The organism is Streptomyces sp., assembly GCF_031178505.1.
In the GTDB taxonomy this organism is placed as follows: Bacteria; Actinomycetota; Actinomycetes; order Streptomycetales; family Streptomycetaceae; genus Streptomyces; species Streptomyces gulbargensis.
Window position 1 is genome coordinate 1 of sequence record NZ_JAPSIW010000633.1, and the last position, 4,150, is coordinate 4,150.

Below are 4,150 nucleotides of genomic sequence, written 5' to 3' on the forward strand. Positions count from 1 at the left end.
CGGACGGGTCAGGAGCCGTACGCCCCCCGGCAGATCCGCGCCGGATCGCTGCCGGGCGCCCACCCCCCGTACCGCTCGCCCAGCGCGCAGACCTCCGCCCGGGAGCGCGGCGGAGCGGCCGGCAGCCGGGTCTCGGGCAGTTCCGGCAGTTCGGTGAGGGCGGGCCGGTCGGGTACGGGCCGTGCGGGGCGCTCGGGCCGCGGCGGTACGGGAGCGGGGCGCGCCGCCCCGGTGCGCGGCGGGTGCGCCGGCCGGGGCGCCGGCCGTACGGACGGGGTGGCTCCGGGGGCGGGCGCCGGGAGCGCGGCTTCGAGGGCCTCGCGGGCCGGCCCTTCGAGGATCTGCGGCGCCCCGCCCTGCGCGGGTCGGACGGAATTCGCCGAGGCGGCGGGCGTGGACGCCGGGGCCGGTGCGGGCGGCGGTGTGTCGACCGCGACGCACCCCGCCAGGGCGGCCATCGCCGCTCCGGCCAGGATCTTCGCTGTGGTTCGGGTGTGCACCGCGCCACTCTGCTGGCAGAGGGGCGCTCTTCGCGCCCCTACCGGCCGGGAATGCCCCGCACGGGTGAGCGGCCGGTGGCCGCCCCTTGACCGGGCGGCCCTGCCTCCGCGCCAAGGGCCGTATCGCCCGCCGGGCAGGGGCCGGGGCCGTCAGTCTCCGGTGGCGCCGTCGATCCGCTCGCGAAGGAGGTCCGCGTGGCCGTTGTGGCGGGCGTACTCCTCGATCATGTGGAGGTAGATCCAGCGGAGGTTGTAGGTCCGGCCGTCGCGGCGCTTGCCCTTGCCGAAGTCGTCGAGGTCGTGCGCGGCGGCCAGCGTGCGGGCGTGGGCGATCTCGGCCTGCCAGGTCGCGTACGCCTCCTGGTAGGTGTCCTCCTCGGTGGCGTGGATGTCCCGGTCGTAGTCCTCCTCCGTCGCGTAGATCCACCCGGTCTCCTCGCCGGCGAGGACATGACGGAACCATCCGCGCTCGACCTCGGCCATGTGCCGGACGAGGCCGAGGAGGTTGAGGTCGGAGGGCGGGACGGAGGTGGTGCGCAGCTGGGCGTCGTCGAGCCCCTCGCACTTCATCGCGAGGGTCGCGCGGTGGAAGTCGAGCCACTGCTCCAGCGCCTCGCGCTCGCCCGAGGTGGTGGACGGGTCGACGCGCGGGGTCGTTGCGGTGCGTTCGGTGGTCATGCGTGGCATCGTCCCCCATGATCGCCGGCCGTGCCACCGGTTTCCGGGCCGCCGAGCATTCCCCGCAGCAACTCCCCGAAGCCGGCGCGCAGTTCGTCGGGACCGGGTACGGCGGAGTGGAAGGAGCCGGCGGCGCAGGAGAACATCAGCCCCTCGCACCAGGCGATGAGCGAGAGCGCGTGCCGTTCCGGCGCGGGCGAGCCGGCCGCCGTCATCATCGCGATCACCGGACCGCGGAAGGCCGCTCCCGCCCGGTCGTAGAAGCCGCGCAGTTCGGGGCGGCGGGTGGCCTCCAGGGCGAGTTCGTACCGGGAGACCAGCAGCGGGCGGTGGTGGGTGAGATAACGGTGGAGGGCGAGGGCGAGCGCGTCCGCGAGGGCCTCGGCGTCCGCGCCGGGCGGCGGCAGTTCGTGCGGGGCGATGACCTGGGCCTCCAGCTCCGCCTGGCGGCGGACGGCGGTCTCCAGAAGGGCCTGCCGGGTCCTGGCGTGGTTGGACGTGGAGCCCTGGGGCAGTCCGGCCCGCTCGTCCACGGCGCGGTGGGTGAGCCCGCGCATGCCGCGCTCCACGAGGAGGTCGAGGGCGGCGTCGCCGATCCGTTCGGCGCGGGAGGGGGTCTCGCCGGAGGTGCGCGTACTCATGCCGAAGACCCTACTCACTACCCACCCGACTACACCTGTAGTACGGTCGGGGTGCCGGGTTCACTACATCTGTAGTTCGAGGAGCAGTCATGGACCAGCACCCCGCCGCCACCCCCCGCGCCCTCGTCGTCGGAGCCGGCGTCGGCGGACTCACCGCCGCCGTCGCCCTCCACCGCGCCGGCTGGCGGGTCACCGTCCTCGAACGCGCCGCGAGCCTCGCCCCCGTCGGCGCCGGCATCGGACTCGCTCCCAACGCCCAGCGCGCCCTGGACGTCCTCGGCCTCGGCGACCAGGTCCGCGACCTGTCCGCGTGGCAGGGCGACGGCGGCCTGCGCCGCCCCGACGGCCGCTGGCTCGCCCGCACCGACGCCCGGGCCGCCGCCGCACGCTTCGGCGGCCCCCTCGTCCTGCTCCACCGCGCCACGCTCGTCGAGATCCTCACCTCGGCGCTCCCCGCCGGCACCGTCCGCACCGGGACCCCCGCGACGCTGACCGACCCCGGCGACGACCACCGGCCCGCCCGCCTCACCACCCCGGACGGTGAGCGCGAGGCCGAACTCGTCGTCGCCGCCGACGGTATCCACTCCGCCACCCGGCACACCCTCTTCCCCCGCCACCCCGGCACCCGCTACTCCGGCTGCACCACCTGGCGGCTCGTCGTCCCTGCCCCCGGCCGGCCCTTCCCGCCGCACGAGACCTGGGGCGCCGGACGCCTCTGGGGCACCCAGCCCCTCAAGGACGGCCGGATCTACGCCTACGCCATGGCCGCCGCCCCCGCCGCGGCCCACGCGCCCGACGACGAGAGGGCCGAACTGCTGCGCCTCTTCGGCGACTGGCACCACCCCGTGCCCGAGATCCTCGCCACCGTCGACCCCGGCCGGATCCTCCGCCACGACGTCCACCACCTGCCGGACCCGCTGCCCGCGTACCACCGGGGACGGGTCGCCCTCCTCGGTGACGCCGCCCACGCGATGATGCCCAGCCTCGGCCAGGGCGGGAACCAGGCCGTCGAGGACGCCGTCGTGCTCGCCCACCACGCCCGCCCCGCGGCCGGCTTCACCCCCGGCCGCGACCTCGCCGCCTACACCGCCGACCGGCTCCCACGCACCACCGCCCTCGTCCGCAGGGCCGCCCGCACGGGAGCCCTCACCACGCTCTCCGCCCGCCCCGCCGTCGCCCTGCGCGACACGCTCGTCCGAGCCGTCTCCCGCTTCGGCCCCGGGCTCGTCCTGCGCGGCTTCGACGGCATCGCCGACTGGCGCCCGCCCGTCGCCCCCGGGCCGGCGCGCGTAAGCTGACCGGCGCGAACGGCCCGTACCGGCACGGGCTCGCGCACCACGGACACAGCGACGAGGGAGACCCCGTGAAGGTTGGCTGCATCGGACTCGGCGACATCGCGCAGAAGGCCTACCTCCCGGTGCTCGCCACCCTCCCCGGGGTCGAACTCCACCTCCAGACCCGCACCGCGGCCACCCTGGAGCGGGTGGCCGACAGCCTCCACCTGCCCGCCACCCGGCGCCACCGCGACCTCGACTCGCTGCTCTCCGCCGGAATCGACGCCGCCTTCGTGCACGCCCCCACCGCCGTCCACGCCGAGATCGCAGTCCGCCTCCTCGAAGCCGGGGTCCCCACCTACGTGGACAAGCCCCTCGCCTACGACTACGCCGACTCCGAGCGGATCGTGGACCTCGCAGCGAAGCGGTCCGTCAGCCTCGCCGTCGGCTTCAACCGGCGCCTCGCCCCGGCCTACGCCCAGTGCCTCGACCACCCGCGCGACCTGATCCTCCTGCAGAAGAACCGGATCGGACTTCCCGAGGACCCCCGCACCCTCGTCCTGGACGACTTCATCCACGTCGTCGACACCCTGCGCTTCCTCCTCCCCGGCGAGGTGGAGCACACCGACGTCCGCGCCCGCGTCCGCGACGGCCTCATGCACCACGTCGTGCTCCAGCTCTCCGGCGACGGATTCACCGCCATCGGCATGATGAACCGGATGAACGGCTCCACCGAGGAGATCCTGGAGGTCTCCGGCCAGGACACCAAGCGCCAGGTCGTCAACCTCGCCGACGTCATCGACCACAAGGGGCAGCCGACCGTGCGGCGCCGCGGCGACTGGGTGCCCGTCGCCCGCCAGCGAGGCATCGAGCAGGCCGTCCTCGCCTTCCTCGACGCCGTCCGCGAGGACCGGCTCCTCGACGCCCGGGACGCCCTGCTCACCCACGAACTGTGCGAGCGGGTCGTCCGCGAGGCCCTGGCCCAGGCCTCCTGAACCGGGCGCGCCCCGCGCGCGGGCGGCGGTTCAGCGGGCCGGCGCCGGGCGGGGGGGGGCCC

The 4,150-nt window shown here is 75.6% G+C and carries 5 protein-coding genes; 2 read left to right on the top strand and 3 right to left on the bottom strand.

Annotation, left to right across the window (positions count from 1 at the left end):
- Positions 1–8: 8 nt before the first annotated feature.
- From RIF68_RS29395 to RIF68_RS29405, 3 genes are all read right to left on the bottom strand, one after another.
- The gene (locus tag RIF68_RS29395) at positions 9–500 is read right to left on the bottom strand and encodes a hypothetical protein (RefSeq protein ID WP_309054318.1); all 492 of its coding nucleotides are present in this window, start codon (positions 498–500) and stop codon (positions 9–11) included.
- Between the two features lie 150 nt (positions 501–650).
- Entirely contained in the window at positions 651–1,187 is a 537-nt protein-coding gene (locus RIF68_RS29400) for a DinB family protein (protein WP_309054319.1), read from the bottom strand.
- On the bottom strand, positions 1,175–1,819 hold the full coding sequence (locus tag RIF68_RS29405; protein ID WP_309054320.1) for a TetR/AcrR family transcriptional regulator: 645 nt from the start codon (positions 1,817–1,819) through the stop codon (positions 1,175–1,177). Before RIF68_RS29405 ends, RIF68_RS29400 begins: the two co-directional genes overlap by 13 nt.
- Before the next feature lie 89 nt (positions 1,820–1,908).
- On the opposite strand from RIF68_RS29405, the gene RIF68_RS29410 reads away from it, so the two are divergent.
- Both RIF68_RS29410 and RIF68_RS29415 read left to right on the top strand, forming a co-directional pair.
- Positions 1,909–3,117, top strand: a complete 1,209-nt coding sequence (locus RIF68_RS29410; RefSeq protein WP_309054321.1) for an FAD-dependent monooxygenase — start codon at positions 1,909–1,911, stop codon at positions 3,115–3,117.
- A gap of 65 nt (positions 3,118–3,182) precedes the next feature.
- A complete protein-coding gene (locus RIF68_RS29415) occupies positions 3,183–4,088 on the top strand; it encodes a Gfo/Idh/MocA family oxidoreductase (RefSeq protein ID WP_309054322.1) in 906 nt (301 codons plus the stop codon).
- Positions 4,089–4,150: the final 62 nt, after the last annotated feature.

What these genes read in the sequence shown, in the direction of transcription:
- RIF68_RS29400 (WP_309054319.1), bottom strand. Translation starts at nt 1,187, where the DNA reads ATGCCACGCATGACCACCGAACGCACCGCAACGACCCCGCGCGTCGAC.
- RIF68_RS29405 (WP_309054320.1), bottom strand. Translation starts at nt 1,819, where the DNA reads ATGAGTACGCGCACCTCCGGCGAGACCCCCTCCCGCGCCGAACGGATC.
- RIF68_RS29410 (WP_309054321.1), top strand. Translation starts at nt 1,909, where the DNA reads ATGGACCAGCACCCCGCCGCCACCCCCCGCGCCCTCGTCGTCGGAGCC.